We start from the raw sequence: 24,422 nt of genomic DNA, 5'->3' as shown, positions 1-24,422 counted from the left end.
GGGAGCCGCAGACGCTAGGATGAAACGGGACGAGGACCGTTTTTGCCCGGGATCGCGGCCATCAGGATGTCTCGGCGGGGACCGGCGGCATCAGGTCTACCGTGCCCTGAAAACACGGGCGCTGCTCTACAGGTTCCGTCCTGGCCAGCATTTGGCCGTCGTCGAACTGTCGGACCAGCTGAAGGTCAGTAATACGCCTGTGCGCGAAGCGCTGATCCGCCTGCATGCCGAAGGTCATATTGCTGCTGTTCCAGCGAGAGGGTTCTTCGCCCTCGAACTGCGCCTGCGCGAGATGCAGGAAATCCATGACCTCCTGCAGCTTCTCCTCCGACACAGCCTCGAAGTCGGGGCATGTCAGGAATCATTGCGCCCTTTGGCCGACCTGGGACCTCCTCCCTTGACGCCGTGCGATCCAAGGACGGCCGTTGCGCTGGCACGCCGAACCGAAGCCCTGCTCATCGCCATGAGCCGATGGACGGGCAGCGATGTCATTGAGCGCAACGTGATCGATCTGTGCGAACGGACCCATCATCTTCGCCGCTGCGCCTATCGATCATCCGAGCTGACCGCGCCGCTACATGCCTCCCTCGCCGCCCTGACCTCGGCACTGAACGAGGGAAGAATGGAGGCGGCTGTGATGGCTCTGAACGATCATTTCCAGGTTCTTGAGGTGGCGCTGCCGGATCTGGTCATGCGCGCGCTCGCGACCTCCTTGATGCAGGACTAACGCGTGTGATCGAGAAAGAAATCACCTCGATCGAGTAATGCCCGGAAAGGCGGACACTGTGGATCTCAATGACCCCACTAATCGGTTGGCCTTCGCAAATCGAGCTTGATCGTACCCGCACCATCCCCCGCGATGAAATCTTACTTGGAGACGTCTTACGCCGCCAGCCTGTAAGGCCGCACCAGGACATCCGCCGGAATACCCCACTCCTTGCTCAATTTGCCGATCATATCGACGGTCAGGGCCCGCTTGCGGCGCAAGACTTCCGATGCGCGCGGTGCGGAGCCGAGCAGTGCGGCAAGATCCTGCTGCGTTCGCCCAGTCGCCTCAAGGAAAGCGCGCAGCGCTTCGACAGGATCGGCATCTGGCAGCGGAAAGTGCCGCTCCTCATAGACCGCGATAAGGTCCGAGAGCACGTCGAAGCGGTCTCCTTCCATTGAGCCTGGCTCAGGCTGTTGCTCGAAATACCGTGTCACCTCGGCCAGCGCCCACTCATAGTCCGCGTCGGTCTTGATCGGTCGAATGTCCATCAAACGGTCTCCGGATCTATGGCGTCATATTCAGCGTGAGTGCCCACGAACTTGATCAACACCCGACGGAATGGATAGGCGACGTGGACGATGAGGCGGAACTTGTTGCCACCGACATCGAAGATCAGGCGGTTGTCCCCTATGAAATCCACGGTAGTCCCGAAGGTCGCTTTCACGTCCTGAGGGCCGGCCCACGCGGCCTTCCCCACGCGGGCATACCAAAGCACGAGTGGCGTCTCAGCTTGCGGATAGCGCTCCCAGAAGAGCTTGAGAGTCCGGCGAGCGATGATCTGCATAGGAGCTTATAGCGAATTCCCGAATCGGGAACAAGGCATTTTCCCAGATTGGGAACGCCATCTCCACAGGCGGCGCCACTCGGAGTTGGATGGTATCCGTAGCGCCCGTATCCCTAATGCGGATAGAGCTCTCGCTGCTCCGCCAGCGGAGACGGCATGGCGGTGCCATCATCCATCTCGTCATTCGGCTCGATCCAGCCGGCCAGACCGACCCGTTCCAGTGCGGCGCCGATCGCCAGGAGCTTCATGTCCCGATGATGCGCACCGATCAGTTGCACCCCGATCGGCAGGCCATCACCGTCCCGACCGATGGGAACGGATAGCGCGGGGTGACCGGTCAGGTTGAAAAGACAGGTGAAGTGCGACAGCGCATTGCCGACAGGCACCGGAACGCCCGCTAGCGTCACCTGCTGCTGATCCAGCGCTGGTGCGACGATCGGCGTCGTCGGCGTCATCAGCACATCGACGTCTTTGAGTACCACGCTCACCTCGGCCTGCTTCATGGCGATCAGCCGGAGCGCCTGCACATAGTGCTCGGCCAGGATGAACTGGCCTTGAAGCAGGCCCTCGCGAACATCCTCGCCATACAGATCAAATCGGCGCTGGAGATTTGTCCGGTGCCAGGCAAAGGCCTCGACCAGTTGAACGGCCAGCGAGGCCGTGCGCACATAGGTAGCGTCTGGCATCACCACGTCGATGATGTGAGCCCCGAGCCGGCGGCATTCCGCGATCAGCTGATGCACGCGTAGGGCAATGTCGGACGTCGTATCCTCAAGATAGGCTCCCCTGGGTACGCCGATGCGTAGGCCATGCAGCGAGTTACCACGCTCGGAATGATCGGCGTTCGCTGCCAAGACGCCCTCATCCGCTTCGCGAATGGCGAGGAACACCTCGGCCGCGTCCCCGCAGCTTCGCGCAAGAATCCCGGCATGATCCAGCGACCAGCAGAATGGCACCGCGCCCTTCAGGCTGATCTGCCCGCGCGTCGGCTTGAAGCCGACAAGGCCGCACAGGCTGGCGGGAACCCGGACCGAGCCGCCCGTATCGGTGCCGAGCGCAAACATCGCCGTGCGGTTGGCAACGGCAACGGCGGAGCCGCTGGAGGATCCGCCCGCCAGGCGGCCTGGATCATGTGGGTTAGCTGGCGTGCCGAAGGCCGTGTTGGCGCCGGTGATGCCGTAGCAGAACTCGTGCAGATTGTTCTTTCCCAAAAGGATGGCGCCAGACGCCTTGAGGCGTTCAAGCGCCTGCGCGTCTCTGATCGGCCGGTAATCATGCATGGCGCGCGAGCCGGCTGTGGTCGGCAACGTCACTGTGTCGAACACATCCTTGCAGGAGAAGGGTATGCCGGCGAGGCGCCCCGATGCGCCAGCCTGTTCCACCCGGCTAGCGCATGCCAGAGCCTCTTCTGCTCCGATCGAGACATAGCTGAGATCACGACTATTGCGGGCTTCGGCTCGCGCCAGAAACGCCACGGTCACCTCTTCCGGCCGGACCTCCCCGGAGACCATCAGCCGGCGGAGCTTGCGCAAGGACAGACGCGTGAGGTCGCTCATTGGTCTGTTTCCTGGAAAGGGGTGATTGCCGGTCCGATGTCGGCGAGATCCTGATCAGCGAGCCTCTGCAGGCCTGCCAACAGATCGCCCAGGCCACTGACGAGGCCATGCCCCGCCCCATGCACCAGCGGCGCCAACGTCGCTGCGGGCCAGTCACGCCCGGCAAGCCGCGCAGCGACGGTGGCCAGGAAATCGGCGTCGAGCCAGTCCGGACGGCTCATCTGCGTGCTCCTGCCGATCGCGCCGAGCGAGCGATCAGCATCGCTGCGAGCATGACGATGGTGACGAGAAGCACCATGAGCGTGGCTGCGGCGAGCACGGCGGGACTCAACTGGTCCCGCACACCCGACCACATCTGCAACGGAATGGTGCGCTGGTCATAGCCAGCCAGGAACAGGGCGATGACCGCTTCATCGAATGACGTGACAAAGGCGAACAGAGCACCTGAGGCGATACCAGGCGCGATCAGCGGCAAGGTCACCTTGAAAAAGGCGGATAAGGGCGGCGAGCCCAGAATGGACGCGGCCCGCAGCAGGCGCTCGTCAAAGGTGGTGAGCGTGCTTCCCACCGTCACCACCACATAGGGCGCAGCCAATGCGGTATGGGCGAGAATGATACCGGCGAAGGATTGGGTAAGCCCCAGCGGCGCCAGGAAGAAATAGATGCCGGTGGCGAACAGGATGACGGGCACCACCAGCGGCGACGCGATGATGACGGCCAACATCTTGCGCGGCCGCGCCGGTAGCCGCCGCAATCCGAGCGCCGCCATCGTGCCGAGCAGGGTTGCCAGCGGCGTGACGACGGCCGCGATGCTCAGGCTGTTTCGCAGGGCCAGCCGCCACTGCGCGCTTTCCGTAATTTCCCGGTACCAGCGCAATGACCAGCCCGCCGGATCAAGCTGAAGCATGGCCGGCGTAAAGGAGAAATACGGCTCCGGATTGAAGGACAGCGGCACGATCACGAGGAGTGGCAGCACAAGGAAGGCCGCGATCAGCCCGCAGAGAAGATAGAACCCGAAACGGGCGAGCCGGCTCATGCGCGCAGCCCTCCGCGTTCGGCGAGGCGCGGCAGCGTCAAAGCGAGGAGCAGAACCGCGAGCAGAAGCAACGTCCCAAGAGCGGCAGCCAAGCCCCAGTTCAAGCTCCTCTGCATATGAAAAGCGATCTGATTGCTGATGAGCTGGCCGGTTCGTCCTCCCACCAGGGCCGGTGTGACGTAATAGCCAAGCGACAGGATGAAGACGAGCAGACCGCCGGCTGCAACGCCGGGATAGGTCAGCGGAAGATAGACGCGTGCGAAGGTTCGCAGTGGATGCGCTCCCAGGCTTGCTGAGGCGCGCACATAGGAGGTCGGCAGTCCCGCCATCACCGAATAGAGCGGAAGCACGAAGAAGGGCAGCAGCACGTGAACCATGACGATGATGGTGCCCGTCATGTTGTAGATCAGGTCGAGACGGCCGGTCTCGCCAATGAGGCCCATCGCGAGCAGCCCTTCATTGATGACGCCACGCCGTTGCAGCAGCACGATCCAAGCGGTGGCGCGCACCAGCAACGAGGTCCAGAACGGCAGCAGCACCAGGAACAGCAGCAGCGCACGTAATGAGGGGCCGGCCGCTGCCATGGCATAGGCATAGGGATAGCCGAGCAGCGCACAGATGATGGTCACCAACGCAGCGACCCAGGCGGTTCGCAGGAAGAGATCGACATAAAGCCGCCGCGCCTCCTCCTGCCGGACCATTGTTCCGTCAGCTGTCACGGTCAAATCCAAGGCATTGAGTAGATGTTGCCCCGTCCAGGGCGGGGTCACGCGCGCCAGAACCCGCCAGAGATCGGGATCGCTCCAGCCTGGATCGATCCGCGTAACCTTCGTGTCAGGCTCCCGCTCTAGATGTCGCGCGGTGACGTCGATCAGCGCGCGAAGCCCGTTCTGTTCGCGGTTGAGGCGTTGGGCGAGCCGGCCGATCTGGTTGGTCGCGCTCGCCTCGCGCAAATCCGCAGTAACCGCTTCAGCGGCCATTTGCGGAACGCCGATCCCGTCCCACTGAATGAGGGCCTGGCGCGTACGCGGCATGAGATCGGCGATTTCCGGATCATGGACGCTGCGCAGGAGCATGGTCGCGATGGGCGCCAGGAAGGCGATGGCGATGAAGGCGACAAGGGGTAGCACGAGCGCCCAGCCGGCGCGGGAGGGCGAGGCCGCGTTCATTGGACCAGCCATGCCGCATAACGTTCATTGATCGCGTCGCCGTGGACTGTCCACCAGGCGGCGTCGAAGGCCAGAGCGTTGTTGAAATTGGCCGGTGCCGTTGGAAGCGTGGCGGCGATCGCCGGCGCGATCAGCGGCTGGGAGGATCGACGCACAGGACCATAGGCGATGTATTTGGTCTGCTCGGCCAGCGGAACGGTTCCGGTGGCAAAGCGTACGAAATCGAGCGCCCGGTCCTTGGCTCCGGTACCGGCGACAATGGCGTAGTAGTCCGCGTTCCAGATCTGGCGGTCCCAGATGATCTTCAGCGGCTTGGCATCCTCCGAGATTGCCGATTGCACGCGCCCATTATAGGCAGCGGATAGCGCCACCTCGCCATCAGCGAGAAGCTGGATCATCTGCGCTCCGGTCTCCCAGAAGACGGCGTGATCCTTGACCCTATCGAGCTTGGCAAAGGCACGGCCGAGACCTTCCGGCGTTGCCAGCACCCGATAGACCTCAGAGGCTGCCACGCCGTCGGCCATCAACGCCCATTCAAGCATGGCGTGAGGACGCTTGGGCAGTCCGCGTCGACCCGGAAACCTCTCCAGATCGAAGAAGTCCTCAATCCGGCTCGGCTTGGCATCGGGAAAGGCCGGATCGCTGAAGGCCAGCACATTGGACCAAATGACGGTGCCGACACCGCACTCATGAAGTGACCCGGTAACAAAGTCCTTGATGGCGGGAACTCCATCGGAACCTGCTGGCAGTTGCGCCGGATCGATCTTCTCGAACAGACCGTCGGCGCAGCCACGATCAAGATCCTGCAACTCGACATCAACGATGTCCCAGTTCACCGTGCCCGAACGGACCTGGGCGGTGAGCTCGGCAAGTCCCCCATTGTAGTCGACCGACTTGATCGTCACGCCGGTTCTGGCGGTGAACGGATCATACTGCGACTTGCTCTGGCTTGCCGTGTATTGGCCGCCGAAGGAGGCGATGGTCAGAGCGTCCGCCGCGCGCGCGGGGCCAGAAGCAATCAGAAGGCAGAGAACGGCTGCGGTCAACAATTTCGGGCACGCGATAACCATGATGAACCTCCTTAAGATGGGAAGGGTGCGGTCAGGCGGCGAAGGCCCGTGCGTCCTCTCGGCAGAAACCGAGAGCGATGGTCGCGCCTCGCTCAGGGCGCGCGCTCTGGCCGCAATTGGGCAGTTTCCAGATGATCTCGGTGCCGTCGCGCATCCGGCAGCGCACACGGGAAACCTCTCCGAGATAGGCGATGTCGGCGACCTCCGCCTCGACCGAGGATCCGTCCCCGACCTGTGCCGGCCGCAGCCGCTCCGGCCGGACCGCAAGGCTCACCCGATGGCCGATGCGCGCGCCTGCGATGTTTCGCGCTTCAAGGACTGCGCCATCGGCGCAGCGGACATGGCAGAATTCCGTATTGGTGGCGATCACCATGCCAGTGATGCGGTTGTTCTCGCCGATGAAGCCGGCCACGAAGGCGGTGCGCGGTGCCTCATAGAGCTCAGAGGGCGTGCCGATCTGGGCAATCCGCCCCGCTTCGAACACTGCGACACGATCCGAGAGCGACAAGGCCTCGCTCTGGTCGTGGGTGACATAGACGATGGTCGGTCGTAGCTCGCGATGCAGCCGGACAATCTCGTCCTGCATCTGCTCGCGCAGCTGCTTGTCGAGCGCGCCGAGCGGCTCGTCCATCAACACGAGCTGCGGCTTGTAGATCAGCGCCCGAGCCACGGCGATGCGCTGCTGCTGCCCGCCGGACAGTTGCGCCGGGCGCCGATCCCGCATGCCGTCAAGGCGGATAAGCTGCAGCGCCCAGGCGACACGCTCAGTGATCTCGGATTTGCGCCAGCCGCGCGCCTGGAGTGGATAGGCTAGGTTCTCGCCGACGGTCAGGTGCGGGAACAGCGCATAATGCTGGAACACCATGCCGATATTACGCTTGTAGGGCGGCAGCCTGGACACGTCGCGCCCGCCGATCTCGATTGTCCCGGCGCTCGGCGGCTCGAAGCCGGCGAGCATCATCAGTAGACTGGTCTTGCCGGAGCCCGAGGGACCGAGAATAGTCAGGAACTCGCCCGGGTGAACGTCGAGATCAAGCGCGTCCACTACCTTGGTGATACCGTCATAAGTCTTGTCTACGCGGCGCAGCACCAGAGCTTCCGCCTGGACCCCGTTGCCTGATGGCGCCAGCGCGCTCGTAACTTTCATCAGCATGGGCACCCTCAATCGTGATCACCCAGCATGAAGCTGGTGATGCGGTTGAGGGTGCGGGCGATGTGGTTGCGCCGGATGAAGCCCACCGCGCGGATATCGCCAGCGGCGAGCGAAGCCAGGATTTCGGTGATCTCGTCGGCTTGTGCCGCGACCTCGGCCGCCCAGTTGAGTTCGGGTAGGATCTCGAGATAGGCGCGGATCGTCTTGTAGTAGAGAACCTCGGAAACCTGCCGGTATTCGGCATTGCCGGAAAGATGCAGGATCTCGTCCTGAAGCCGATGGCTGATCTGGGCCAGGGCGCGCACATCGACCTGACCGCTCAGCGGCTGGCATTCGGCCAGAAGCTCGCGGAGCGTCGCGGTAATGGCGTCGAGCATGGACGCCGGGTTGAGGTCGCCGAGCAGTTCAGCAAGCTTCATGCGCAGCGCATAGGCGTCGCGCAGGGATTTGAGTTCCACCGACGTTACCATCGAGCCGACATTGGGTGTGGTCTCGATCAGCCCTTCATTCTCCAGCGCCTGCATCACCCGCCGCATGGGGGTGCGGCTGACACCGAATTCGCGCGCGAGCTCGGCTTCGCTAAGTGCCGTCCCGGGCGGGTAGATCAGAAGACAGATACGGTCGCGCAGGGCGCGGTGGATAGCGGAAAACCGCTCCCTCGGCGTGGGTCGACTCTCAACAGTCACGGTCATGGCGGCCTCCTGTTGTTCAAGTGGTACATCTTAAAATATGTATCGTCAACGGCCGCATCCCGGATTCAGTAACCGGTATACTGGTTTGCGTCAGTTGGAGTAAGTTTATGAAATGTCTGGTACATTCCTGAAAGTAGTTTGCCATCGACGGCTCTGGCCGCGAAAATTCCTCGCTGTCACGCGAGAAAATGCGAAGGCGGATGATGTCGATGAGCGGATCTGAATCTGGGATGCAGGCGGCCAAGCACGACTTCTCGCCGACCTATGACCAGCCCTGGCCGCAGGCCTATTACCTGGCCCATCTCGCTCTCGACTACATGATCTGCGACCGTGCCAAACCGGTGTTCGAAACCATCATCGCGCGTCTCCGCCGCCAGCGGCCGCATCGACCTCTCAAGATCGTGGATATCGGTGCATCCTACGGGCTCAACGCGGCTCTGCTGCGCGCTCCGCTCACCTTGGACGATCTCTACGCCGCCTATACGCTGGCGGATGGGCCGCTGGCGTCGCAAAGCCTTGAGGATCACGAGGCCTTCTTCACGCGCCAGAAGCTGCGGGAGGACCTTGAGATCGTGGGCCTGGATCCGAGTCGGCAGGCGTTGCGCTACGCCCGTGACGTCGGCCTGATTGGAGCAGCAGTGACAGCCAATCTGGAGACCGAGGAACTCTCCCCAGCGGACCGTGAAGCTCTTCGCGACACGGATCTGATCATCAGCACGGGCTGCGTCGGCTATGCGACCGTGCGAACATTCAAACGGGTCTATGAGGTGACTGCCGCGTCCCGCCCCTGGGTCGCGAGCTTCGCGATGCATCCCTTCGGCTATGGGGACATTGCCGCGATGCTGGCGGGGTTCGGTCTCGTCACCATCGAGAGCGCCCACCTTCGGCAACGCCAGCGTCGGTTCTCGACCGAGCACGAACGCGTCTCCATCCTCGCCTTGATGGCCGAGCAAGGCATGGATGATCGGCTGGAGCGTACGACCGGCTATATCTACGCCGCCTTCCACCTGTCGACGCCTCGCGAGGACGGTGCATGAAGGCGCAGCGGGATATTGCCGCCATTGCGCAGCGCCTAGATCCCTTCCTGCTGAAACATTGGCGGTTCATTTTAGCCGCGGCCGAAGAGGGCAGCTTCCGGCGGGCAGCGGACCGGCTGGGGGTGCAGCAATCGACTCTGAGCCGGCGTATTCGTGACATTGAGGATGCCATTGGGGCCACCCTTTTTGCCCGGTCCCATGCCGGCGTGCGGCCGACTTTCGCCGGCCGTCGTCTGCTGGGACCCGCGCAAGAGATCCTGGCACAGGCATCGCAGGCCGCACTGGCGGTGGAGCGCGCCGGAACCGCACAAGAAGGCGTGCTTCGCATCGGTCTGCCTCCGATCACGCCGGGAGCACGCCTCACGCAACTGCTTCACCGATTCCTGCAGGTCTGTCCGCACGTCCGGGTCGAACTCGTCGACACGGATCCGGCGTCGCAGTGTCAGGCGGCTCGGCGACATGAACTTGATGTCGTGATTCAAGCCGGGGCACCAGCGCTGAAGGGCAAGTCCGGACTCGATCTGTGGGACGAGCCTGTGCTTATCGTCATGGCAGAGCGGGATGTTCTCGCCGCGTCGCCCGCGATCGACCTCGATGAACTCGCCAGGCGGCATTTCATTTTCATGGCGGGCGACCCGGCTCTGCCCGTTTTCCGAGACCTCTTGGCCCACGTGCCTACCGTTTGCCTCTCCGTTGAGCCGCTCGCCCGGGAGACAAACCTCCTGCAACTGGTCGCGCTTGGACAGGGCCTGACGCTGACGACCGTTTCCGTGTCATCTCATGCACCGGTCACCTGCCGTCCTCTCAAAGGACAGGGATTGCCGCTTCGTGCCGTCTGGTCACGATCGAATCCCAACCCGGCTCTGACGCGGCTTCTGTCCGTCGCGCGCGAACTGAGGAAATCGCCGGGCCACCGGTGCGCCGTCCGAACGTGATCTCCGCACATTCCGTTGTCGTGTCACTTGATCCGGCCCGTCCCTGCGGCGCGCCTTCGCTTAGGCTGTGGCGCCGTCTCCTCTGCCATGCCGTCCGGCTCGACGAGCGCCACATGGCTCACGCTCAGGGCCAGCGCGATCTCGTACAGTGTGATGATCGTCGGATTCTTGAGGCCGCGCTCAACGTCGGACAGATATTGCTGGCTGAACCCCGAACGCATGGCAAGCTCCTCCTGAGTCAGCTTCTGAGCCTGACGCAGGCGCGCGAGATTGCGGCCGACCAGCTTGCGCATGTCCATGGCGCAAGCGGTCGCGGATTCCGGTAGCCAAGTTTATCAACTATAATATGTAAAGACTAATCTGCTTTGCGCGCTGGCGTCCTGAAGCGAACGCCAGCCCCGCCACCATTCTCGGGAATGAACTCGATGCCGGCGGCTTCGATTGTCCTGAGAGTAGAACGGTTCGATACCCGTCCAGCCGACCGCCGATCACGTGCGGGCGTACGCATCTGGGCACGCTCCCGCGATGCCGTGGCCTCATCACATGATGGCGCTCCACGGCCTGCCGTCCCACCACGTGTTCGGCCTAGTCTCTCGCTCATCACGATGAAGAGCGACGCTCGCCATGACCCGAGCCTTCCACGATACGCCGCCCGATGCGCCGACCGTAACCGACTATGATCGCAGTCATGCCGTGCTCTATCTGCAGCTGCTCGATGCCGAAGCGGCGGGCGCCGATTGGGAGGAAGTTGTAGCGCTGCTGTTCGGCCTGGACCCGCTCACCGCGCCGGGACACGCCCGGCGTGTCCACGCAGCCCATCTGGCGCGGGCGCGCTGGATGTCGGCGCAAGGATATCAGGAATTCCTGCGTCGACCCGACAAGTGATCGGGTGATGCCGGCCGGGCATCAGGCCATGTCTTCGGCGTTTCTTCCGGAAGCTCCCTTCTGACGAGATCGTCGGGCGTATCGCGGCACGCTCGAAAGGGCTCCCCAATGGTCCTGGAAACGGCTTGGCAGTCATCAGAGGCCTACGCCTTCGTAGATGCTCTCTCACCCTCACAGCTCGCCTGGGAATGGCTTCGGCGCAACGAGGCGTATCGGCGGGACTACGCCAGGTTCCGTGTGGTCGACGATCCTGAGAAGGAGACCCTCGCGGCGCTCATGCAAGCGCGCTGGGGTCTACGATTTCCCGATCGATCCCGCACGTGATGCCCGGACCGTTTCTGTCGTCTGGGACCTAGAAACCGACCCTGGCCTCATCGCGCTTGTCGCGCTGCGCGATATCGACGATGGCCGCGTGACCGCCGACCAATGCCACTAGACGCAATCCATCACCCGCCTGCACCCGGCTGTGCAATCGTCGGCGCGGGCCGCGATGCGATCACCGTCATGCTGCCAAACGGCCATGGCCTCCATCCGTCCCTATGCGCGCTCGTCCGGATGGATGCGCACTTGGCAGATCGGATTGAGGCCCTGTTGCGGCTCTGGGCCCATATGCAGAGAGCGGCCGTGCCGCCAGACCGGAGGATCACACTCCAGCAGCGCCGTCGCTTGCGCCACATGTTTCAAGCGGGGGACGGTCGCCGTGCGGGCGCGACCTATCGTGAGATCGCCACCAGCCTATTCGGTAAGGCTCGGGTCGCGGCAGCGCCCTGGAAGACGTCCTCCCTGCGCGACACCGTCATCGCGCTCGTGGAGGATGCGCGGCGCATGATCGAGGGCGATTACCGCAAGCTCCTTCATCGGCGACGCCGCCACACTTCGCCCCGCTAGGGTGGGGATTTCAGCCCCCCAATCTTCCCCATCCCTCCCGACATTCCTCCTCCGCCACCGTGGTCACCGTCCGCCGCCGCACTCCGGCGGCTCCCGCCACGCCCACGGAGGCCCGCTCCATGCGACCCGATCTCGCCACCCTCCCGCCGCGCTACCTGCGCACTAAGGAAGCCGCCGCGTTTCTCAGCCTGTCGGCCCGCACGCTGGAAAAGCACCGCACCTATGGCACCGGCCCCGCCTATCGCAAGCTTGGCGGGCGCGTCGTCTATTCCATCGACGACCTCCAGGCCTGGACCGAGCGCGGCGCGGTCACCTCGACCTCCGATCCGCGCGGCACCGTGCTGCCGGCCAAGCGCCATGCGCTTGCCGCCGGTTCGTTCGCCGGCCGCGCCGCACGCTGAACGCCCCACCCATGGCGGCGCGGCATCACAGCCTCTCGGAGCGCGGACAGCTCGATCTGTTCCGCGCCCTGCCGGGGGACTTCGCACTACGCGATGCGCAGGATCTCATGGCCTATCCCTTCTTCTCCCTCTCCAAGACACCGCGCGTCGCGCCGATCGATTTCCGAACCGGCAGCATCGCCATCCGGGTCGAGGCCGTGCCCGACCACGGCATGGCGACGATCTGGGACGCCGACATTCTCATCTGGGCCGCTAGCCAGATCGTCGAGGCGCGCGACGCGGGGCTGCGCACCTCGCGCCTGATGGCGGCGACGCCCTATGAGATCCTCACCTTTGTCGGGCGAGGCACCTCGCTGCGCGACTATCAGCGCCTCAAGGCCGCGCTCGACCGCCTCCAGTCGACGACGGTCTCGACCACCATCCGCCAGCCGGCGGAGGGACGCCGGCACCGCTTCTCCTGGATCCATGAATGGCAGGAACGGACCGACCGCAACGGCCGGCCCGATGGTGTCGACCTGATCCTGCCGGACTGGTTCTACCGCGCCGTGCTCGATGACGCGCTCGTGCTCACCATCGACCGGGCTTATTTCGGGCTGACGGGCGGGCTGGAGCGCTGGCTTTACCGGCTGGTGCGCAAGCATGGCGGGCGGCAACAGGACGGGTGGCGGTTCGATTTCCGGCACCTGCACCAGAAGTCGGGCAGCCTGTCGCCGTTCAAGCGCTTCGCCTTCGAGCTCAGGGATCTGATCCGGCGCCAGCCGCTTCCCGGCTACATGCTGTTCGTTGAGGTCGAGGTCGGCGGCCGGCTGCTGCTCGCCTTCGAGCCTGCCGCGCCCTGTGAACAGCCTGTAGATAGCCTCGTGCTATCGGGAACCCGGGCTATCGTGCCATCGGGAACCGGTGCCTCGTGCTATCAGGAACCCAAACAGGCCCGAACTCACTGTCCTGCATCAGAAAATCGCGCCCTTAACTTAGAGTCTAACCCAGAATCTAACTTTAAGAGGCGTGCGAGCGCTTTTGCGAGCGCCGTCGATCAGCCCCAACTGGGGGCAAAGTGGCCTGGAAAAACGCCGCCTCACAGGCCCTCGCAGACGCCCCCTCGCGCGAGGGGGCATCGATGATCGTCGCGCTCCTCAACCAGAAGGGCGGGGTCGGCAAGACGACGCTGGCGCTCCATCTCGCCGGGCAGTGGGCCCAGCAGGGACAGCGGATCACGCTGATCGACGCCGATCCGCAGGGCTCCAGCCTCGACTGGTCGCAGCAGCGGGGCCGCGAGGGCCTGTCACGGCTGTTCGGTGTCGTCGGGCTCGCCCGCGACACCCTGCACCGGGAGGCGCCGGAGCTCGCGCGTGACGCCGATCACATCGTCATCGATGGACCGCCCCGCGTCGCCGGGCTGATGCGCTCGGCGCTGCTCGCCGCCGATCTGGTGCTGATCCCGGTGCAGCCCTCGCCCTTTGACGGCTGGGCGTCGGCCGAGATGCTGGCGCTGATCCGCGAGGCGCGCATCTACCGCCCAGAAATGTTGGTCCGGTTCGTCCTGAACCGCTGCGGCGCGCGCACCGTTCTCGCCCGCGAGACCGCACGGACGCTGGCCGATCACGATCCTCCAGTGCTCGCCAGTACGATAGGCCAGCGCATCGCCTTTGCGGCGGCCGCGCAATCCGGACGTCTCGTCTTCGAGCGCGACGATGCGGGGCCGGCCACGCGCGAGATCGCCGCTCTGAACGCCGAGATCAATGGTCTCGACCTCGGGAGGGCCGCGCGATGAGCGAACGCCCGATCCGCCGCGACTTTGCCTCCCGGCCTGCCGATCCCGAGCATTGGATCAAGGCGGCGGATGTCTCTGCCGAACGCCGCCCCGGCGCCGCGTTCACCGCGCGCCTCACCATCGATGTGACGCCTGAACTGCGTGGGCGGATCAAGGTCGCCGCCTTCCGGCGCTGCGTCACCGTCGCCGAGATGCTGCGCGACCTGCTCGCGCGTGAATTCCCTCCGACATCAGGAGATCAGCCATGAGCGAGGCGTTTGCGCCCCGTGCGGCAAGCACGGCATCCGCGTCCAGTCCCCCATCCGATGCCCTGACCCACGCCGAGCTGACCCATATCGAGAAGCGTATCGAGAACTGGATCCGCTTCGGCCATCACGCGCATGAGCAGCTTCTGGATCGCCGCCGGCGCATCCTCTCTTTCCCTCCCGGCTGCATCTTCGCCTTCGTCCGATGGGCGTCGAACGATTTCGGCACCGTGGCCTCCCGCCTCGACATCGTGCGCTGCGTGGCGCAAGGCGAGAGCTACCAGACGCTGCCCTTCGTGCGTCCGGGCGGCGAGATCCTGCTGCGGGTGGATGGATGGCCGAAGGTCGAGAAAATTCTGCAGCACATCGACGCCATCGAGGCGATCGGCATCGATGCGGGGACCGTCGCCCCTGACCATTGGTGTCACGTCGCCCACCGCGTCAGCGTCGGCTTCGAGCCGCGCGCCTACACGATTGAGCGTCATCAGGCGTGGCTGAAGCGGCAGGAGTGCGGACAATGAACCGCGCCGCCTATGTGCTGATAACGACGGCCGCCAGCGTCGGCATAGCCTTCGCCGCCACGGTGCCGACACCGCTCAAGCTGATCTGGAATGTCTCGGCGAGCGTGCCGGTCGGTGTCTATGCTCTCGAGCCCGCCGATCATTTTGAGATCACCGATCTGGTCGCGATAATGCCGCCACCGCCGCTCGCCGCGTTCTTCATCGCACGCGGCTATATCGGCGAAGGCACGCCGCTGCTTAAGCGCGTGATGGGGCTGCCGGGGCAAGAAGTCTGCCGCCTCGGCGACGCCGTCACCATCGATGGCGTGCCGCTGGGCGAGGCCCTTCGGCGCGATCGCTTGGGTCGTGACCTACCGGTCTGGCAGGGCTGCCGGCGTATCGCTCCTGACCATCTGTTCCTGATGAACCCGGATGTTCCGGACAGTCTCGACGGGCGCTACTTTGGCCCGATCCCGGCGACGACCGTCATCGGGCGGGCAATGCCACTCCTCACGGATGAGGCCGGCCACAGTGACTTCATTTGGCGCGCGGCGGTGCGCTGACATGCATCGCGCTGCGCTCTTTCTCGCATCCGGACTGCTGATCGGCGGTGCGTCGCCTGACTCTGCCAGCGCGCAACCTATGACGCCAACTGCGGCGTACGTCGTCACGTCCTATGCTGCCTTTATCGACGAAGCCGCGCAGCGCTTCGAGCTTCCGACCAGCTGGATCCGTGCGGTCCTGCGGGCCGAGAGCGGCGGCGATCCGCGTGCCGTCTCACCCGCCGGTGCCATGGGCCTAATGCAGATCATGCCTGCGACCTGGGACGAGCTTCGCGTCCATCACGGTCTCGGCGCCGATCCGTTCGACCCGCATGACAACATCCTCGCTGGCGCCGCCTATCTGCGGCAGCTCCATGACCGCTATGACAGCATCCGCGCCATGCTCGCGGCCTACAATGCCGGGCCGGCGCGCTATGAGGCGTCGCGTGCCGGCAAGCCGCTGCCGCCGGAGACGCGCACTTACATCGCGGCTCTGGCGCCAATCCTCGACAAAGAGTCTGCAGCCGGCGCCACCGGATTGCTGCGTCCAATGGCGCAAAGCTGGCGCGAGGCGCCGCTGTTCGCCACGCCGCCCGCGCGCAGCAATCCCATCGATGCGGCGTTCCTCGCGCCGCGATCGGGAGCGCTTTTCGTTGCACCTTTGCCATCGCGGAGGGCGCCATGACGAGGCGGACCCGCTTTCGCATCCTGTCGGGCTCTGGCGTTCCATGGCGCGCAAGGAGGCGCAGGACAGGAACCACGACCGCACGAGGGCAGGATAAAAGGGCGCACATTGCGCGACGGTCGGGATGTTGGTTCTGCAGATGTTTTCGGCGCCTTCGGCACCTTACCGCGCCGGACCGCAAGGTTTGCGCATCCGGCAAATGGCTGCGCATCAACGATTTTCCGCACATTGCGAGGTTTCGCCATGAGCGATGAACGCGAGTTCCGCGTCCGTCCCGGCCGCATCCGCTCGACCCGCGCCCAGCAGGCCCGTCCCTTCGTCGCCCAGGCGCTCGCCGCAGCCCGGAAGGCCGGCGGCGGGGGCTCTCTGTCTGGCAAGATCGCTGTCGGCAACCGCTTGCGCTTCGGCAGCGGACAGGTCGCCAGCCTTCAGGCCAGCCGCCGGATCACCGCGCGCTCACGCGGCGCCGTGGTGAAGGCCCGCGTCGTCCGACACACGGCCCGTGCGGGCTCCCTCAGTCAGCACCTCACCTATCTCCGCCGCGAGGGCGTCACCCGCGATGGTGAGAGGGCGCGGCTGTTCGGTCCCGAGATCGAGAGCGTGGATGTCGACGCCTTCACGGAGCGCTGCCGCGATGACCGTCACCATTTTCGGTTCATCGTCTCGCCTGACGACGCTTTGGAGATGGAGGACCTGCGGGCCTTCACCCGTGACCTCACCCGGCAGATGGAGAAGGACCTCGGCACCGGGCTCGACTGGGTCGCCGTCGATCACTGGAACACCGAGCATCCCCATGTGCATCTGATCGTCCGGGGCCGCCGCGACGATGGCCAGGATCTCGTGATCTCCCGCGACTACATCAAAGAGGGCATGCGCGATCGCGCCCGTGACCTGATCACCCAGGAACTCGGCCCGCGCACCGAACGCGACATTCGCCGGAGTTTGGAACGCCAGATCAAGGCCGAGCGCTGGACCGAGCTCGACCGCCAGCTTGTCCGCGAGGTCCGCGAGAGCGGCATCATCGACATGGCGCCGGTTTCCGGCCGGCAGCCGGACGAACACCATGCGCTCAAGATCGGGCGCCTCCGCAAACTCGAGGCGCTCGGGCTCACCAGCGAGATCGGCAGCGCTCAATGGGTGATGGAGCCGGAGGCGGAATCCACCCTGCGCGCGCTCGGTGAGCGTGGCGATATCATCAAGCGGATGCACCGCGCCCTGAATGAGCGGGGCATAGAGCGCGGCACAGCCAACTATGTCCTTGCCGCAGAGAGTCTCGACACGCCGGTGATCGGCCGGCTGGTCGCCCGCGGCCTTCATGATGAACTCCACGGCTCGGCCTATGCCATCGTCGATGGCGTGGACGGGCGCTCCCATCACATCCGGCTGCCCGATCTCGACGCCGCCGGCGATGGCGCGCCGGGCTCTATCGTCGAACTGCGGACCTTCGACGACGCGCACGGCAAACGGCGTGTCGCGCTCGCCGTGCGCTCCGATCTGGACCTCGCCCATCAGGTGAGCGCTACCGGTGCCACCTGGCTCGACCGGCAGGCCATTGCGCGTGAGCCCGTCGCTCTGTCGGACGGCGGCTTCGGCGCCGAGGTGAGCCAGGCACTCGACCGGCGCGCCGAGCATCTCATCCGCGAGGGCCTCGCCGAGCGCCAGGGACGCCGTGTCGTCCACGCCCGCAATCTCATCGAGACGCTGCGTCGCCGCGAACTGGAGGCTATCGGTCACAAGCTTTCAACCGAGAGCGGCCTTCCCTTCAACAAGGCCGGCACCGGCGAGTATGTCGCCGGCACGTATCGCCAGCGCCTCAACCTCGCGTCCGGCCGCTTCGCCATGCTGGACGATGCGATCGGCTTCCAGCTCGTGCCCTGGTCGCCCTCTCTGGAGCGCCGGCTCGGCAAGCATGTCTCCGGTGTCGCCCGTGACGATGGTGGCGTCGACTGGAGCTTCGGTCGCAAGCGCGGCCTCGGCCTCTGACCTGGGAGAAGGATCATCACCATGTCGGCGACGAAAATCCTCTGGGGGCAGATCCTCACCGTGCTGCTCATCGTGCTCGCGGCCATCTGGGGCGCGACACAATATGTGGCCTGGAGCCTCGGCTATCAGGCGCAGCTGGGCGCGCCGTGGTTCGAGTGGCTCGGGGTTTCGGTCTACTATCCACCAGCCTTCTTCTGGTGGTGGTATTTTTTCGATGCCTATGCGCCGGACGTGTTCTTTCGCGGCGCACTGATCGCCGCCTCCGGCGGCTTCCTCTCCATCGCGGTCGCCATCGCCCTGTCGGTCTGGCGGGCACGCGAGGCCTCCAGGGTCGAGACCTATGGTTCGGCGCGCTGGGCCGAAAGGGAGGAGGTCCGCGCCGCCGGGCTGCTCGGCTCGGATGGCGTCGTCCTCGGCCAGTATGAACGCGACTACCTGCGCCATGACGGGTCAGAGCATGTGCTGTGCTTCGCACCGACCCGGTCCGGCAAGGGTGTCGGCCTGGTGGTGCCCTCACTGCTGACCTGGCCGGGTTCAGCCATCGTCCATGACATCAAGGGCGAGAACTGGCAGTTGACCGCCGGCTTCCGGGCCCGGCATGGCCGCGTGCTGCTGTTCGACCCGACCAATGCGACATCGGCCGCCTACAATCCGCTGCTGGAAGTGCGCCGCGGTGAATGGGAAGTCCGCGACGTCCAGAACATCGCCGACATCCTGGTGGACCCCGAAGGCTCGCTGGAAAAGCGGAACCATTGGGAGAAGACCAGCCACGCGCTGCTCGTCGGCGCCATCCTTCACGTGCTCTATGCCGAGAAGGACAAGACGCTCGCGGGCGTCGCCGCCTTCCTCTCCGATCCGAAACGGCCGATCGAGACCACGCTCGCTGCCATGATGAAGACCGCCCACCTCGGCGAGGCGGGCCCGCATCCCGTCATCGCCAGCGCCGCGCGCGAACTGCTGAACAAATCCGACAACGAGCGCTCGGGCGTGCTCTCCACGGCCATGTCCTTCCTCGGCCTCTACCGCGATCCGGTGATTGCCGAGGTGACGCGGCGCTGCGACTGGCGCATCGCCGATATCGTCGGCGGCAAGGCCCCCGCGACCCTCTATCTTGTGGTGCCGCCCTCCGACATCAACCGCACCAAACCGCTGATCCGCCTTCTGCTCAACCAGATCGGCCGGCGCCTGACCGAGGACCTGCAGGCCAAGAGCGGACACCATCGGTTGCTGCTCATGCTGGACGAGTTCCCCGCGCTCGGCCGGCTCGACTTCTTTGAGTCCGCGCTCGCCTTCATGGCCGGCTATCGCCTGAAAGCCTTCCTCATCGCCCAATCGCTGAACCAGATCGAAAAAGCCTATGGCCCGAACAACTCCATCCTCGACAACTGCCATGTCCGCGTGAGCTTCGCGACGAACGACGAGCGCACCGCCAAGCGCGTCTCGGATGCGCTCGGCACCGCCACCGAGATGAAGGCGATGAAGAATTATGCCGGCCACCGCCTCTCGCCCTGGCTCGGCCATCTCATGGTGTCGCGCTCGGAAACCGCCCGACCGCTGCTTACCCCCGGCGAGGTCATGCAGCTGCCATCCACTGATGAGATCGTCATGGTCGCCGGCACCCCGCCGATCCGGGCCAAGAAGGCCCGCTACTATGAGGACGCGCGTTTTCGGGACCGGCTCCTGCCGCCACCACCCTCCTCTCGTGGCCCGACCGTCCAACACGATGACTGGACAGCGCTGCCGTTGCCAAAGCCGCCGGAGGGCATGGGCGGGAGTGCAACCGTCGGAGGTCAAGACGATGACCCCACCGGCTCAGAGCACCGGCATCAGCTGGAGCTCAGCCGCGTGAAGGCCGTCGAGAAAATGCAGCCCATCGAGAACGAGTTCGAGTTCGACACGGATCGCGACGACGAGATGGAGGACGTCGCCACCCGGAACCGGCGCATGACCGGCCTGATGCAAGGCGTCGCCCGACAGCTCAGCCTCAATCCCAATGACGGCATGGAGTTGTGATCGCGATGGCAGGCCGCACGAAGAAAGCGCAGATCTCCGTCTATCTCGAGCCCGACATCATGGACCTGCTGGCGCACTACGCCGCCCAGCGCGACCAGTCCATGTCCCTGATCGCCCAGGCCGCGATTGCCTCCTTCCTGTCGCCCGACAGCGCCGAACGCCAGGACGCCGCTCTTGCCCGGCGCCTAGGCCAGCTTGACCGACGTCTCGCGCGGCTGGAGCGCGACCTCGGCATCTCGACAGAGGCCTTCGCCACCTTCATCCGCTTCTGGCTTGCCACGACTCCCGCACTGCCCGAGCCCGCGGCCCAGGCGGCACGGGTCAAGCTCTCCGAGCGCTACGCGGCCTATACCCGCGCGCTCGGCCGGCGCCTCGCTAAGGGGCCCCAGCTGCGGCAGGAGATCGTGGAGGATGTTGCGGGATCGGAGGAAGACGGGGGCGGCCGGAGTTGACCCCGGCTATGTGAAAACAGGTGAGTCGGGTAGAATCTCCGCGTAGGATTACGGGAGGGGCCGGATGGGCCGTTTCGTGGAAGGTGCAGATCGATCCGGCTCTGCCTCCTGCCCGAGTGTCTCGACGACTGGGTAGACGAAAACAACCCGGTTCACGTAATTGAGGCCTTCGTCGATACGCTGAACCTGCTAGGTCTCGGCTTCGGCGGCGCGATGCCGGCGAGCACGGGGCGGCCTGCCTACCATCCCGCCGTGCTGCTGAAGCTCTACATCTACGGCTATCTCAACCAGGTGCAGTCGAGCCGACGCCTGGAGCGCGAAGCAGGCCGCAACGTCGAGCTGATGTGGCTACTCGGGCGGCTTGTGCCTGACCACAAGACGATCGCGGACTTCCGGAAGAAGAATGGCCCGGCGCTCCGCGGTGTCTGCGTCCGCTTCGCTTCCCTCTGCCGACAGATGGGACTTCTCGCGGGCCACACGGTTGTCGTCGACGGCAGCAAGTTCAAGGCAGTGAACAATCGCGACAGGAACTTCACCCACGCCAAGATGGCCCACCGCCTCGCGCAGATCGAGGAAAGCATCGCGCGCTATCTCAGTCAGTTCGACAGTGCCGACCAGCAGGAACCTAGCGAGGCCATCACCACTAAGACGGTGCGCTTGAAGGAGAAGATCGGTAGGCTCCGGCAGGAGATGGTCCATCTCGACGCGCTCAATGGTTTGATGAGGCAATCACCCGACCAGCAGGTTTCTCTGACCGATCCCGACGCACGCTCGATGGCGACGAGCGGCCGGGGCTCCGGCGTCGTGGGATACAATGTGCAGGTCATCGTCGAGGCGGAGCATCATCTGATCGTGACCCACGAGGTCACCAACATAGGCAACGAACGCGCCCAGCTGGCGCCTATGGCCAAGGCGGCGCAGCGGACGCTCGGCGCCGATGAACTCCATGTCATCGCAGATCGCGGCTACTTCGACGGCGAGCAGATCAAGGAATGTGTGGATGCCGGTCTCACCGTGACGCTGCCCAGGCCGCAGACATCGGGCGCGAAGGCGGCGGGACGCTTCGGCAAGCAGGACTTCGTCTATCTCCCTGACCAGGATGCGTAGCGCTGCCCGGCGGGCGCTGTTCTGACCTACCACTTCAGCACTGTCGAGAAGGGTATGGACTTGCGGCGCTACTGGTCGACGGCCGCCTGCCTGGCCTTCACGATCAAGGCGCAATGCACGACAGCCAAGGAACGCCGGATCACCCGCTGGGAGCATGAGCATCTGAACGAGGACGTCCAGAACAGGCTGGATGCCAATCCCGGACTGATGCGGGTGCGGCGCGAGACGGTCGAGCATCCCTTCGGCACGATCAAAGCCAGGATGGGCGCGACCCACTTCCTGATGAAGCGGCTGCCCAACGTCGCCGCCGAGATGGCGCTGCACGTGCTCGCCTACAATCTGACCCGAGTGATGAACATCCTCCGCCGGCAAGCGCTGATCGCCGCCATCAGGGCCGTCTGACCGGCCCCTTCATAGCCTGCACCGGCCTCCCAGCAGGGAACGAAGCCCCACGAGCATCGGCTTGCGGGATCGAGCACTTCAGCGGGTTGTCGGCGTCAACTTCACGCCACGCCGTCCCTCGCCACGGCGGCAAGAACAAAACCGCGTTCGATCAGGCGTTTTGACACGGCCAAGACCCGTTGCGGACCCTCGACTGCCCTTTCAGCGACGTCCGCTTTGCGCCGCCATCTCGGACGTTGGCCTGACACTTGAGACTTCCCGAAAGCCGACATTGCTTGTGGAGCGGCCGACAGCCAGCAAATTTCTTCGGCGTATGTGTTCGAATCCCACGCGGTCCGCCACTTCAGTCCCAAGCTGGGCACGCCGATTCCCGCCGATTTCCCGCTGGAAACGGCGGTGAGCGTGCGGAGCAGCTCTCCCTTCGATCCCATGATGCGAACTTCGGTCTCGGCGACCTCGACGCGCTGGGCGAAGGCGCGCAGGTGATCCCGCCGATAACCGCCCCCGTCGAGCTTGATGCGCTGCCGCGCCACGTCGGCGAACCGGCGCACGGTGGCGGGCGTCACCGCCTGATTGCCGGAGCTTTCGAGCATGGCCTGCGCCCGCTCGGCATCGACCTGTGCTTGATCGCGGAGCGCCTTCAACCCGGCGATGCGGTCTTTCAGCGCCGGATCGGAGATATCGGCGACGCCTGATTCGATCGCGTCGTAGAGGCGCTTGAGGCGAAGGTCGGTCTCGGCCGCCCTGCGGTTCAACTCGCCGATATGCTCCTGCCGGCGTTCTGCGCGCTCATGGCGACGGTCGAGGACCGAAGCCAGCACCTCCTCCAGCCGGTCGGGCTGGAGGAGCCGGCCTTCGATATGGCTGGCGACGATGGTGTCGAGCTTCTCCATCGGGATCGAGCGGCCCGAACAGCCGGTCTCGCCCTGCCGCGCCTTGATCGAGCAGGTGTAGTAGCGATAGCGCCCGCCCTTGCCGGTGCGGATGGTCATGGCCCCGCCGCACTTGGCGCAGAAGCAGATGCCCGTGAGCAAGGTCGGCCCGCTGACCACGCGCGGCGGCGTGACCTTGGGATTACGGGCCTTCAGATGCGCCTGCACGGCGTCGAAGGTCTCAAGGTCGATCAACGGCGGCACGGGCACCGTGACGATCTCGCTGATGGGCTTCAACTCCTTGGTCTTGGAGCGCTTGTTGAACTCGTGCTCGCCGATATAGGTGCGGCGCGTCAGAATGCGGTGAAGCTGGCCGATACCCCAGCGCCCGCCGTCGCGGGTGAAGATGCGGCGCGCGTTCAGGTGGGACACGATCGCCTTGACGCCCATCGGACCGGACGTGCCGTTCCCCTCCAGCGCCAGCCGGTAGATCAGCCGCACCGTGTCGGCGTGGAGCGGATCGATCTCCAGCTTCTTCTTGGTCTTGGTCCCGCGCTGCTCTGCGGCGACGATGCGGTAGCCGATCGGCGGCAATGCGCCGTTCCAGAAGCCCTGCCGGGCGTTCTCCTTCAAGGCGCGCATGACGTGCTTGCCGTTCTCCTTGGACTGATACTCGTCGAACAGCGCCATGATCTGGCGCATCATGACGTGCATCGGGTCGTCGCCCATTTCCTGGGTGATGGAGACGAGCTTCACGCCGTTCTTGGCCAGCTTGCGGACGTAGAACTCCAGCTCGAAGTGATCGCGGAAGAAGCGGCTGAACGAGTGGACGACGACGATATCGAAGGGTGCGGGCTTGGTGGTGCCCGCCTCGATCATGCGCTGGAACTCGGGTCGGCGGTCGTTGGTGGCGGTCGCGCCTGGCTCGACGTAGGTATCGACAAGCTGATAGCCGCGCGACAGGCAGTAGGCCTCGCCCTGACGCTTCTGGTCGGGGATGGACACGTCATGCTCTGCCTGCCGCGCGGTCGAGACCCGGAGATAGAGGGCTGCGCGCGTGGCGATGCCGGGTGTTTCAGCGTTCATGAAGGGTCTCCTTGCTGCGGGGTGGCTGGCGGCGCGGGCCGGTCAACGCCAGTTCCAGCACGACGCGATCGTGGATGAGTTTCGGCGCGAGCTTGCGGCCATCGCGCTCCATACGGATCAGGCCGTAGCCGATCATGGCTTTCAGGGTACGGGAAAGGTTGGACTTCGCACGCCCGGTCAGTGCGGCCAGAGCGTCGAGCGAATCCGGCTTCTCGTGTGCGATGATGCGCAGCATCTCGCGATTGGGAGCCGACAAGACCTTGGAGAAGGATTCTGTCGAGACGAACCAGACCGTCGGATCTCCCGGCGAAGGTTTCTCCTCACCTCGCGCAATACGTAGCGTGCGGGCCTTCATCTCCTCGGAATCGGCAATGCCGACCTTCAGCATG

At 64.9% G+C, this 24,422-nt stretch carries 28 protein-coding genes and 1 pseudogene; 17 read left to right on the top strand and 12 right to left on the bottom strand.

Translation table 11 applies throughout. The features are described from left to right. Positions 1 to 19: 19 nt before the first annotated feature. Positions 20 to 727, top strand: a complete 708-nt coding sequence (locus AC1PZ7_RS07825) for a GntR family transcriptional regulator (RefSeq protein ID WP_482358912.1) — start codon at positions 20 to 22, stop codon at positions 725 to 727. A 155-nt stretch (positions 728 to 882) separates the two neighbouring features. On the opposite strand, the gene AC1PZ7_RS07820 is transcribed toward AC1PZ7_RS07825, so the two are convergent. From AC1PZ7_RS07820 to AC1PZ7_RS07780, 9 genes are all read right to left on the bottom strand, one after another. Further along, entirely contained in the window at positions 883 to 1,260 is a 378-nt protein-coding gene (locus AC1PZ7_RS07820; protein ID WP_482358911.1) for a helix-turn-helix domain-containing protein, read from the bottom strand. After that, entirely contained in the window at positions 1,257 to 1,553 is a 297-nt protein-coding gene (locus tag AC1PZ7_RS07815) for a type II toxin-antitoxin system HigB family toxin (protein ID WP_482358910.1), read from the bottom strand. Before AC1PZ7_RS07815 ends, AC1PZ7_RS07820 begins: the two co-directional genes overlap by 4 nt. A gap of 113 nt (positions 1,554 to 1,666) precedes the next feature. Next, the gene (locus tag AC1PZ7_RS07810; protein ID WP_482358909.1) at positions 1,667 to 3,109 is read right to left on the bottom strand and encodes an amidase; all 1,443 of its coding nucleotides are present in this window, start codon (positions 3,107 to 3,109) and stop codon (positions 1,667 to 1,669) included. Next, complete coding sequence (locus AC1PZ7_RS07805) at positions 3,106 to 3,330, bottom strand: hypothetical protein (protein WP_482358908.1); 225 nt, start codon at positions 3,328 to 3,330, stop codon at positions 3,106 to 3,108. The genes AC1PZ7_RS07810 and AC1PZ7_RS07805 overlap by 4 nt, the downstream gene beginning before the upstream one ends. Next, the gene (locus AC1PZ7_RS07800; RefSeq protein WP_482358907.1) at positions 3,327 to 4,145 is read right to left on the bottom strand and encodes an ABC transporter permease; all 819 of its coding nucleotides are present in this window, start codon (positions 4,143 to 4,145) and stop codon (positions 3,327 to 3,329) included. Before AC1PZ7_RS07800 ends, AC1PZ7_RS07805 begins: the two co-directional genes overlap by 4 nt. Beyond that, on the bottom strand, positions 4,142 to 5,314 hold the full coding sequence (locus AC1PZ7_RS07795; protein ID WP_482358906.1) for an ABC transporter permease: 1,173 nt from the start codon (positions 5,312 to 5,314) through the stop codon (positions 4,142 to 4,144). Before AC1PZ7_RS07795 ends, AC1PZ7_RS07800 begins: the two co-directional genes overlap by 4 nt. Next, a complete protein-coding gene (locus AC1PZ7_RS07790; protein ID WP_482358905.1) occupies positions 5,311 to 6,384 on the bottom strand; it encodes an ABC transporter substrate-binding protein in 1,074 nt (357 codons plus the stop codon). The genes AC1PZ7_RS07795 and AC1PZ7_RS07790 overlap by 4 nt, the downstream gene beginning before the upstream one ends. Positions 6,385 to 6,415: 31 nt before the next feature. After that, entirely contained in the window at positions 6,416 to 7,537 is a 1,122-nt protein-coding gene (locus AC1PZ7_RS07785; RefSeq protein ID WP_482358904.1) for an ABC transporter ATP-binding protein, read from the bottom strand. A gap of 8 nt (positions 7,538 to 7,545) precedes the next feature. Then, complete coding sequence (locus AC1PZ7_RS07780; RefSeq protein WP_026221112.1) at positions 7,546 to 8,229, bottom strand: GntR family transcriptional regulator; 684 nt, start codon at positions 8,227 to 8,229, stop codon at positions 7,546 to 7,548. 209 nt (positions 8,230 to 8,438) lie between these two features. Between AC1PZ7_RS07780 and AC1PZ7_RS07775 the strand changes: the two genes are divergently transcribed. Beyond that, positions 8,439 to 9,266 carry a hypothetical protein gene (locus AC1PZ7_RS07775; protein ID WP_482358903.1) on the top strand — a complete coding sequence of 276 codons (828 nt, stop codon included), beginning with the start codon at positions 8,439 to 8,441 and terminating at the stop codon, positions 9,264 to 9,266. Then, entirely contained in the window at positions 9,263 to 10,201 is a 939-nt protein-coding gene (locus AC1PZ7_RS07770) for a LysR family transcriptional regulator (protein WP_482358902.1), read from the top strand. Before AC1PZ7_RS07775 ends, AC1PZ7_RS07770 begins: the two co-directional genes overlap by 4 nt. Positions 10,202 to 10,224: 23 nt before the next feature. Here AC1PZ7_RS07770 and AC1PZ7_RS07765 read toward each other — a convergent pair whose 3' ends face one another. Next, entirely contained in the window at positions 10,225 to 10,500 is a 276-nt protein-coding gene (locus AC1PZ7_RS07765) for a helix-turn-helix domain-containing protein (RefSeq protein WP_230360585.1), read from the bottom strand. 325 nt (positions 10,501 to 10,825) lie between these two features. On the opposite strand from AC1PZ7_RS07765, the gene AC1PZ7_RS07760 reads away from it, so the two are divergent. The 14 genes and pseudogenes from AC1PZ7_RS07760 to AC1PZ7_RS07695 all read left to right on the top strand — a co-directional run bounded on the left by AC1PZ7_RS07760 (position 10,826) and on the right by AC1PZ7_RS07695 (position 22,075). After that, positions 10,826 to 11,086, top strand: a complete 261-nt coding sequence (locus AC1PZ7_RS07760) for a DNA -binding domain-containing protein (protein ID WP_482358901.1) — start codon at positions 10,826 to 10,828, stop codon at positions 11,084 to 11,086. 108 nt (positions 11,087 to 11,194) lie between these two features. After that, positions 11,195 to 11,410 carry a transcriptional regulator domain-containing protein gene (locus AC1PZ7_RS07755; RefSeq protein WP_230360584.1) on the top strand — a complete coding sequence of 72 codons (216 nt, stop codon included), beginning with the start codon at positions 11,195 to 11,197 and terminating at the stop codon, positions 11,408 to 11,410. A 102-nt stretch (positions 11,411 to 11,512) separates the two neighbouring features. Further along, positions 11,513 to 11,974: a DUF2285 domain-containing protein gene (locus tag AC1PZ7_RS07750; protein ID WP_482358900.1), complete on the top strand. Its 462-nt coding sequence runs from the start codon at positions 11,513 to 11,515 to the stop codon at positions 11,972 to 11,974. 119 nt (positions 11,975 to 12,093) lie between these two features. Further along, on the top strand, positions 12,094 to 12,375 hold the full coding sequence (locus AC1PZ7_RS07745) for a helix-turn-helix transcriptional regulator (protein ID WP_306892167.1): 282 nt from the start codon (positions 12,094 to 12,096) through the stop codon (positions 12,373 to 12,375). A gap of 11 nt (positions 12,376 to 12,386) precedes the next feature. Further along, positions 12,387 to 13,496 carry a replication initiator protein A gene (locus AC1PZ7_RS07740; protein WP_482358899.1) on the top strand — a complete coding sequence of 370 codons (1,110 nt, stop codon included), beginning with the start codon at positions 12,387 to 12,389 and terminating at the stop codon, positions 13,494 to 13,496. Next, the gene (gene parA / locus AC1PZ7_RS07735; RefSeq protein ID WP_482358898.1) at positions 13,493 to 14,146 is read left to right on the top strand and encodes a ParA family partition ATPase; all 654 of its coding nucleotides are present in this window, start codon (positions 13,493 to 13,495) and stop codon (positions 14,144 to 14,146) included. The genes AC1PZ7_RS07740 and parA overlap by 4 nt, the downstream gene beginning before the upstream one ends. After that, entirely contained in the window at positions 14,143 to 14,394 is a 252-nt protein-coding gene (locus tag AC1PZ7_RS07730; protein WP_482358897.1) for a hypothetical protein, read from the top strand. Before parA ends, AC1PZ7_RS07730 begins: the two co-directional genes overlap by 4 nt. Next, a complete protein-coding gene (locus AC1PZ7_RS07725) occupies positions 14,391 to 14,912 on the top strand; it encodes a DUF2840 domain-containing protein (protein WP_482358896.1) in 522 nt (173 codons plus the stop codon). Before AC1PZ7_RS07730 ends, AC1PZ7_RS07725 begins: the two co-directional genes overlap by 4 nt. After that, positions 14,909 to 15,454, top strand: coding sequence for a S26 family signal peptidase (locus tag AC1PZ7_RS07720; protein WP_482358895.1), 546 nt, complete (start codon positions 14,909 to 14,911; stop codon positions 15,452 to 15,454). The genes AC1PZ7_RS07725 and AC1PZ7_RS07720 overlap by 4 nt, the downstream gene beginning before the upstream one ends. A gap of 1 nt (position 15,455) precedes the next feature. After that, positions 15,456 to 16,118: a lytic transglycosylase domain-containing protein gene (locus AC1PZ7_RS07715; RefSeq protein WP_482358894.1), complete on the top strand. Its 663-nt coding sequence runs from the start codon at positions 15,456 to 15,458 to the stop codon at positions 16,116 to 16,118. Between the two features lie 243 nt (positions 16,119 to 16,361). Beyond that, entirely contained in the window at positions 16,362 to 18,101 is a 1,740-nt protein-coding gene (locus AC1PZ7_RS07710) for a relaxase/mobilization nuclease domain-containing protein (protein WP_482358893.1), read from the top strand. A 21-nt stretch (positions 18,102 to 18,122) separates the two neighbouring features. Next, entirely contained in the window at positions 18,123 to 20,114 is a 1,992-nt protein-coding gene (locus AC1PZ7_RS07705; protein ID WP_482358892.1) for a conjugal transfer protein TraG, read from the top strand. A gap of 5 nt (positions 20,115 to 20,119) precedes the next feature. Next, positions 20,120 to 20,566: a CopG family transcriptional regulator gene (locus tag AC1PZ7_RS07700; protein ID WP_482358891.1), complete on the top strand. Its 447-nt coding sequence runs from the start codon at positions 20,120 to 20,122 to the stop codon at positions 20,564 to 20,566. A 64-nt stretch (positions 20,567 to 20,630) separates the two neighbouring features. Then, positions 20,631 to 22,075 (top strand): annotated as a pseudogene (locus AC1PZ7_RS07695) (IS1182 family transposase). 101 nt (positions 22,076 to 22,176) lie between these two features. Here the strand turns inward: AC1PZ7_RS07695 and AC1PZ7_RS07690 are convergent. Next, positions 22,177 to 24,033, bottom strand: coding sequence for a recombinase family protein (locus tag AC1PZ7_RS07690; RefSeq protein ID WP_482358890.1), 1,857 nt, complete (start codon positions 24,031 to 24,033; stop codon positions 22,177 to 22,179). Further along, on the bottom strand, positions 24,023 to 24,421 hold the full coding sequence (locus AC1PZ7_RS07685; protein WP_482359595.1) for an HVO_A0114 family putative DNA-binding protein: 399 nt from the start codon (positions 24,419 to 24,421) through the stop codon (positions 24,023 to 24,025). The genes AC1PZ7_RS07690 and AC1PZ7_RS07685 overlap by 11 nt, the downstream gene beginning before the upstream one ends. Position 24,422 lies beyond the last annotated feature (1 nt).

It is taken from the genome of Ancylobacter sp. TW_SC_1, from assembly GCF_056836805.1.
This window is presented reverse-complemented; position numbering and strand designations above follow the sequence as displayed.

Coding starts and splice junctions, on each gene's coding strand:
- AC1PZ7_RS07825 (WP_482358912.1), top strand. CDS start 20: ATGAAACGGGACGAGGACCGTTTTTGCCCGGGATCGCGGCCATCAGGA.
- AC1PZ7_RS07815 (WP_482358910.1), bottom strand. CDS start 1,553: ATGCAGATCATCGCTCGCCGGACTCTCAAGCTCTTCTGGGAGCGCTAT.
- AC1PZ7_RS07810 (WP_482358909.1), bottom strand. CDS start 3,109: ATGAGCGACCTCACGCGTCTGTCCTTGCGCAAGCTCCGCCGGCTGATG.
- AC1PZ7_RS07805 (WP_482358908.1), bottom strand. CDS start 3,330: ATGAGCCGTCCGGACTGGCTCGACGCCGATTTCCTGGCCACCGTCGCT.
- AC1PZ7_RS07800 (WP_482358907.1), bottom strand. CDS start 4,145: ATGAGCCGGCTCGCCCGTTTCGGGTTCTATCTTCTCTGCGGGCTGATC.
- AC1PZ7_RS07795 (WP_482358906.1), bottom strand. CDS start 5,314: ATGAACGCGGCCTCGCCCTCCCGCGCCGGCTGGGCGCTCGTGCTACCC.
- AC1PZ7_RS07790 (WP_482358905.1), bottom strand. CDS start 6,384: ATGGTTATCGCGTGCCCGAAATTGTTGACCGCAGCCGTTCTCTGCCTT.
- AC1PZ7_RS07785 (WP_482358904.1), bottom strand. CDS start 7,537: ATGCTGATGAAAGTTACGAGCGCGCTGGCGCCATCAGGCAACGGGGTC.
- AC1PZ7_RS07780 (WP_026221112.1), bottom strand. CDS start 8,229: ATGACCGTGACTGTTGAGAGTCGACCCACGCCGAGGGAGCGGTTTTCC.
- AC1PZ7_RS07775 (WP_482358903.1), top strand. CDS start 8,439: ATGAGCGGATCTGAATCTGGGATGCAGGCGGCCAAGCACGACTTCTCG.
- AC1PZ7_RS07770 (WP_482358902.1), top strand. CDS start 9,263: ATGAAGGCGCAGCGGGATATTGCCGCCATTGCGCAGCGCCTAGATCCC.
- AC1PZ7_RS07765 (WP_230360585.1), bottom strand. CDS start 10,500: ATGGACATGCGCAAGCTGGTCGGCCGCAATCTCGCGCGCCTGCGTCAG.
- AC1PZ7_RS07760 (WP_482358901.1), top strand. CDS start 10,826: ATGACCCGAGCCTTCCACGATACGCCGCCCGATGCGCCGACCGTAACC.
- AC1PZ7_RS07755 (WP_230360584.1), top strand. CDS start 11,195: ATGGTCCTGGAAACGGCTTGGCAGTCATCAGAGGCCTACGCCTTCGTA.
- AC1PZ7_RS07750 (WP_482358900.1), top strand. CDS start 11,513: ATGCCACTAGACGCAATCCATCACCCGCCTGCACCCGGCTGTGCAATC.
- AC1PZ7_RS07745 (WP_306892167.1), top strand. CDS start 12,094: ATGCGACCCGATCTCGCCACCCTCCCGCCGCGCTACCTGCGCACTAAG.
- AC1PZ7_RS07740 (WP_482358899.1), top strand. CDS start 12,387: ATGGCGGCGCGGCATCACAGCCTCTCGGAGCGCGGACAGCTCGATCTG.
- parA (WP_482358898.1), top strand. CDS start 13,493: ATGATCGTCGCGCTCCTCAACCAGAAGGGCGGGGTCGGCAAGACGACG.
- AC1PZ7_RS07730 (WP_482358897.1), top strand. CDS start 14,143: ATGAGCGAACGCCCGATCCGCCGCGACTTTGCCTCCCGGCCTGCCGAT.
- AC1PZ7_RS07725 (WP_482358896.1), top strand. CDS start 14,391: ATGAGCGAGGCGTTTGCGCCCCGTGCGGCAAGCACGGCATCCGCGTCC.
- AC1PZ7_RS07720 (WP_482358895.1), top strand. CDS start 14,909: ATGAACCGCGCCGCCTATGTGCTGATAACGACGGCCGCCAGCGTCGGC.
- AC1PZ7_RS07715 (WP_482358894.1), top strand. CDS start 15,456: ATGCATCGCGCTGCGCTCTTTCTCGCATCCGGACTGCTGATCGGCGGT.
- AC1PZ7_RS07710 (WP_482358893.1), top strand. CDS start 16,362: ATGAGCGATGAACGCGAGTTCCGCGTCCGTCCCGGCCGCATCCGCTCG.
- AC1PZ7_RS07705 (WP_482358892.1), top strand. CDS start 18,123: ATGTCGGCGACGAAAATCCTCTGGGGGCAGATCCTCACCGTGCTGCTC.
- AC1PZ7_RS07700 (WP_482358891.1), top strand. CDS start 20,120: ATGGCAGGCCGCACGAAGAAAGCGCAGATCTCCGTCTATCTCGAGCCC.
- AC1PZ7_RS07690 (WP_482358890.1), bottom strand. CDS start 24,033: ATGAACGCTGAAACACCCGGCATCGCCACGCGCGCAGCCCTCTATCTC.
- AC1PZ7_RS07685 (WP_482359595.1), bottom strand. CDS start 24,421: ATGCTGAAGGTCGGCATTGCCGATTCCGAGGAGATGAAGGCCCGCACG.